We start from the raw sequence: 5512 nt of genomic DNA on the forward strand, positions 1-5512 counted from the left end.
GGACTCCACCACCCTTTTGGTCAACTGGGAGAGCAACCCGCCCTCACCGGTCAGCTGCAACCCCTCCGCGCGGGCCCGCGCGGCCAGCTGCGCCACCAGCTCGTCGTTGGTCGCCTCCCGCAACGCCGCCGGCTCCAGCGGCACCGCATCGAGCTCGACGGGCTGCTCATCATTCATCACATCGGTCACAGTGGTCTCCTTCTTACTCAGGAGTTACACCGGAAAATTTACAGTCCCCCGGACAGACCCAGAAAACTTGACGGTCCCAGTCCCTGACCGTGACCCCGATGTCGAGGGGAGTTATTCAGTTGCTGAGATGAGTCTCGGGAGCAGCGCTTTGTCGACCAGAGCTTCGATGGTGGGAGGGGTCGGGGGTCGGTCGGAAAAGATGCACCGGAAGATCAGGTAGCCCGGCAACAGATCGTAAAGCTCGTCGTTGACCGCCGCCGCGCCGATCTCGCCGCGACGGATCGCCTGCTGCAGGACGTGCCAGACCAGAGCTCTGTGTTCATGAAGGAACCGGTCTTGCATAACGTTGTTGAGCGCGGGATTGCAGGACATCTCGACGAGCACCGCTCGGATGGTTCCGGCATGTTCTCGGCCCTGTTCGCAGATAATCTGGCCAAGACACAACAAGTCGCCGCGCAGGGTGCCGGTGTTGGGTGCAACAGCGTTCTGACGGGTGCCTTCGCTGACGGCCGCCAGTATCAGCTCAGATTTCGAGGGCCAGCGTCGATAGACGGTAGCTTTACTGGCATGAGCGGCGACCGCCACGGCCTCCACTGTTAAGCCGTGGTACCCATGCTCCTGCAGGACACCCAATGCCACCCCCAGTAGCTCGCTCTCGCGGGGCGACCACGCGGGTTCTGCGTCCGGGTCGGTTGTCGCGGTCATCGGTTGTCGAGTGCGCGCGCTTCTCGGTGAGATCGGATCCCCGTTCCCCCTACCAAATCGCGCTCCCATTCTTCGAAAACGGTCGCTAGAGACGAGACGGCGCCGGACTTGGACGATCATTGTCATCTGGAGGTTTGCAGTACTCGCGTTGTCCTGTACTCACCCAACATGGCAGTGTTGCCCTGAGAACGGGTGGGTCCGTCGGCCACCATTGTGTCAGACGGACCCACCGTTCTCAGGCATTAACGCGTGCCCGGCAGCGCGGTCCTGGAGTCAGGAAGTGAAACCGGGTATCGGGTAGCGCTGGTTAAGGACGTAGTTTCCGACTTCAGCGATCTTGTAAGAGACGGGATCGTGCAGCGTGTGGGTGCGGATGTTGCGCCAGAACCGGTCGAATCCATAGTTTGGGTGGGTTCCCCGGGCACCGATGACCTCGAAAATTCGGCTGGTCACGTCCAGGCCCGCTTTGGTGGCTATGGCTTTGACTCCGGCTACCTGTACCGTGAGTTCGCCGCGTTCTTGTGGAGTTAATGCGTCACCTTTGTCCCACGCGGTCTGTAGCAGCTGCGCAGCCTCACGTGCTGCAGCATCGCCAGCCTGTAGTTCGATACCGAATTCGCCGTAGCTGCGAATGGTGTACGGATCCTCGACGGCTTGAGTAACCCCAGCCGGCGTCCAGGGGCGTGCCTGCGTTCGGGTGTACTCGCGCGCTGTTTCGAGCGCACCACGCGCGATCCCCAGATACACCGTTGCGAACACCAACTGCACGATCGGGCCGAATAGGCTGCCGCGCCCGGACGCCAGGAACGCCTCGACAACGGCATTGGGTTTGCCCAGCACCTCGTCGGGACGGACTACGACGTTGTGGAATTCGGTGGTGCCGCTGTCGGTGCGCCGCATCCCTAGCGCCTGCCAGTCGTCGTTTGTTTGAACGCCTTCTCTGGTGGTGGGAATGGCCGCGGCAACGATGGCGCCTTGCTGTGGGGAACCCTCCGGTATCACGCCGAACACCAAGAGCAGATCTGAGCCCTTGGCTCCACTGCTGAAGTGCTTGATACCGTTGAGAAGGTACCCGCCGTCGTCGGTCGGGGTGGCAGTTACCTTCCATTCGAGGATGTGGCTGTTGTTCTCGCTGGAGGCGTTCCCGGTCCACCAGTTGTTTTCGGCCAGTTGACGAAGTAGGCGTTCACTTTGCTCGGGTGAACCCCACAGATCAATAACGGCTGGGGTGCTGAGGTGGTATCCGAACAAGTGGCCCAGCGATCCATCGACCTTGGCGATCTCACGCACCACTTCCAGAGCGGTAGGCCAGTCGGCTCCCCAACCGCCCAGGTGCCGGGGAACGGTCACCGAGAGCAGCCCACTGGCGCGTAGATCCTCACGCTCTTCTGTCGCCGAACCACCAGCCTTGTCGCGCTCGACGACGGTAGCTTGCCACTTTCGCGTCAGCTCGCGCGCCACCTCGATGGGGTCGCCATTCCTATTGTTCTGTGCCGTGGCGGTGTCATCGGTCAGGGTCATTGCTGGTCTCCAGTCGTGGATTGAGTGAGGAATTGCGGTGCCGCCCACTGCGTGAGGTCCACCGGATGGTCGAGGAGATTGTGGTCGAGGAGGAACTGTTGAGTTTGGTCGACAACGGCCAGTGCCGAGTCGTCAAGCCGTGGGATCAGATGTTGGGCGAAATCAGCGCCGAAACCGCGTCCGATCGCCGAGGGCGCGACCCCGAGGTTGGCGGCATGGATGCCAACGGTTTCCTCGGGATGGGCCTGTGCCCAACGGCTGGCTTGGACCGCCGCGTCGACGAGTCGTTGCACCAGGTCGGGTCGCTCGTCAACCAGCTGAGCGCTGACCGTCCAGACACTGGCATACCGGCTTCGTTGGTCATCGCCGAGATCGGCGAGCACCCGCGCTCCGCTGAGATCTTCTAACTCCGCCGCCCAGGGCAACCAGGTGAACAGCGCATCAACGTTGCCGCTATCCAGGATGTCCCTCTGGTGGCCGGCCACGTCGGGAAACAGGTCAGCGCCTTTGACACTGGCCGCTGCTTCCAGCCGCTCTTCGGGCACGTCGACGCCAGGGCTTTCGATACGCACCAACTCGACGTCGTCGACCCCTATCCCCCCGATGTGCAGGGTCTGCAAAAGTCCCCGCGCCGAGATATTGTCAATACCTGTGGATCGGGGTGTTTCAGGCGACCTCGGTTTCGGTTGTTTCGCCCGGCTCGGGCGGTGTGATGTCGGCGGGGCGTTCGAGTAGCTTGCCTTTGTGGAAGACGGCGCCGGCACGGACGAGGGCGACCAGGTGGGGTGCGTTGACTGCCCGCCAGCGGGCTTGCGCGGCGTCGATGAGCTTGTAGGCCATGGCAATTCCGGCCGCCCGGGATCCCGGGCCCTTGGTGACCTTGGTCCGCAAGCGGACGGTGGCAAACGTTGATTCGATCGGGTTCGTGGTTCTCAAATGGATCCAGTGTTCGGCTGGGTATTTGTAGAATTCCAGGAGCACGTCGGCGTCGTCGACGATCTTGGCGACCGCTTTGGGGTACTTGGCGCCGTAGTCGATCTCGAAGGCCTTGATGGCGACCTGCGCGTGGTCGATGTCCTCGGCGTTGTAGATCTCTTTGATCGCCGCTGATGCTGCCGGGTGCGCCGATTTAGGCAGGCAGGAAAGGACATTGGCCTGTTTGTGGAACCAGCAGCGTTGCTCGCGGGTAGCCGGGAAGACCTCGCGCATCGCCTTCCAGAAGCCCAGTGCACCGTCGCCGACGGCCAGCACCGGCGCGGTCATCCCGCGGCGGCAGCCCCGCAGCAGATCGGCCCACGACTCGGTCGATTCTCGGTATCCGTCGGCCAGGGCGACGAGTTCCTTGCGGCCATCGGAGCGGACCCCGATCATCACCAGCAGGCAGAGCTTCTCCTGCTCGAGGCGGACCTTGAGGTGGATGCCGTCGACCCACAGGTAGACGTAATCGGTGCCCGAGAGGTCACGCTCGCCGAAAGTCTTCGCTTCGTCCTGCCATTGGCTGGTGAGCCGGGTGATCGTCGTGGCCGACAGTCCGGCACTCGAGCCGAGAAACTGCTCCAGCGCCGGACCGAAGTCACTCGTCGAGAGCCCGTGCAGGTACAGCAGTGGCAGCACCTCGGTCATCTGCGGGGACTTGCGTGCCCACGCCGGCAGGATCGCCGAGGAAAACCGTTGCCGCTCACCGGTAACGGCGTCGATGCGCTTGTCGTTGACCCGCGGGGCGGTCACCGTGACCGCACCCGCGGCGGTGAGGATGTCACGTTCGTGGTGATAGCCGTTGCGGACCACCAGACGCCGACCGTTGTCGTCGACCTCACCGGCATGGGCGTCGACGTAGGCGGCTACTTCAGCCTGCAGTGCCGCCGCCAACATCTGCCGCGCACCGTCGCGGACGATCTCATCCAACAACGACCGACCAGCACCGCTGCCGTTCTCGTTGGCTGATTCCGCGTCGTGAACTACCGTGAGCATGGGCGTACCTTCCCAACCAGCGCGCCAACGCCGGTCTTGATCGAGATCCTGTTTCCGTGATGATCATCCTCGGGAAGGTGCGCCCACTTTCACGCCACCTCGCCGAGGCTCATCCACAGGTTCTGATCATTGCTCGGTGGCGACTGCGCATGCTGCCCAACGTGACTGGGCACTCCGGACGCCGCGGCAGCGCGGCACCATGCTGCGAGCTTTGGCGACACTCATGCGAGAGCATACCGAAGAACTCGCGCTGCTCGACGTGGAGTTCACGAGCGCGTTTCGCATGATCGAGACCGTTAAGCCGATGACCCAACCGCCCGCGAGCCCGCTATCAAGGGGAGGCGTCCTGGGTGGCCAGGTAGCCTTCGCCGAACGCGAATGCACCCGAGGCTGAGCGGAACGATCCGGGCGGCGCTGACGATACTTGACTCCAGGTACCCGGGCTTCCGATCGCGCAAGAGTCACCAATTGCGCGGCAGGCCTCACTCGTTCCTCAGGGGAGGTACCCTTTCTGCCATGCAGAGACCGGCGCAAACGCGACAAATGGATCAACTCGGTACCGCTAAACCGCCTCAGTATCCGATCAAGGCTGTCGACAACGCTCTTCGCCTACTTCTACTCCTGGGTGAACGATCAGAGGTCCGTCTTACCGAGGCAAGCGTCTATCTAGACGTGGCATCGTCGACTGCGCATCGGCTGTTATCGATGCTTCAGTATCGCGGTTTCGTCCGCCAGGATCCGATCAGCAAGGCTTATCTGCCCGGACCGGCCTTGACCGGGGTGGCGTTCGCTGTTTTCGCCAGAATGGATATACCGCGCATCGCAGCTCCGATTCTGCGCCAGCTCAGCGATGCGCTGCAGGAAACAGTGCATATCGGGATGCTGGATGGCACGTCGGTCCGCTTCATCGCGGCGCTCGAGAGCCCGTCCGCCGTGCGGGTGGTATCGCGCCTGGGTAGGACCATGCCTGCACACTGCACGTCGACCGGTAAGGCCATGCTTGCCAACTTCTCCGATGAAGAGCTTCACAAACTGTACCCTGACCCAAATTTGGAACAACTCACCCAGAATTCAGTGAGCACCCTCACCCAGTTGTGCGCCGAGTTGGTAGAGGTCAGAAAGAGCG

General features: G+C 62.5%; 6 protein-coding genes and 1 pseudogene. 2 read left to right on the top strand and 5 right to left on the bottom strand.

Features of this window, described 5'->3' with window-relative positions; all coding sequences use genetic code 11:
* The 5 genes and pseudogenes from JF781_RS27275 to JF781_RS27295 all read right to left on the bottom strand — a co-directional run.
* A pseudogene (locus JF781_RS27275) lies at window positions 1-189 on the bottom strand (hypothetical protein); the annotation flags it as partial.
* A gap of 111 nt (window positions 190-300) precedes the next feature.
* Window positions 301-894, bottom strand: a complete 594-nt coding sequence (locus JF781_RS27280) for a TetR/AcrR family transcriptional regulator (protein WP_071289706.1) — start codon at window positions 892-894, stop codon at window positions 301-303.
* Between the two features lie 273 nt (window positions 895-1167).
* Entirely contained in the window at window positions 1168-2415 is a 1248-nt protein-coding gene (locus JF781_RS27285; protein WP_071289705.1) for an acyl-CoA dehydrogenase family protein, read from the bottom strand.
* Window positions 2412-3035, bottom strand: a complete 624-nt coding sequence (locus JF781_RS27290) for an ABC transporter substrate-binding protein (protein WP_273436928.1) — start codon at window positions 3033-3035, stop codon at window positions 2412-2414. The genes JF781_RS27285 and JF781_RS27290 overlap by 4 nt, the downstream gene beginning before the upstream one ends.
* 46 nt (window positions 3036-3081) lie before the next feature.
* Entirely contained in the window at window positions 3082-4386 is a 1305-nt protein-coding gene (locus tag JF781_RS27295; RefSeq protein WP_099250435.1) for an IS256 family transposase, read from the bottom strand.
* Between the two features lie 136 nt (window positions 4387-4522).
* Between JF781_RS27295 and JF781_RS27300 the strand changes: the two genes are divergently transcribed.
* Together JF781_RS27300 and JF781_RS27305 are read left to right on the top strand one after the other, a co-directional pair.
* Window positions 4523-4780: an aldehyde dehydrogenase family protein gene (locus JF781_RS27300; protein WP_083339453.1), complete on the top strand. Its 258-nt coding sequence runs from the start codon at window positions 4523-4525 to the stop codon at window positions 4778-4780.
* A 122-nt stretch (window positions 4781-4902) separates the two neighbouring features.
* Window positions 4903-5512: IclR family transcriptional regulator (locus JF781_RS27305; RefSeq protein ID WP_225330607.1), on the top strand; the 610-nt coding region annotated here is incomplete at its 3' end.

The sequence above is a fragment of the Mycobacterium sp. WUMAC-067 genome, from assembly GCF_020217485.1.
Lineage (GTDB): Bacteria > Actinomycetota > Actinomycetes > Mycobacteriales > Mycobacteriaceae > Mycobacterium.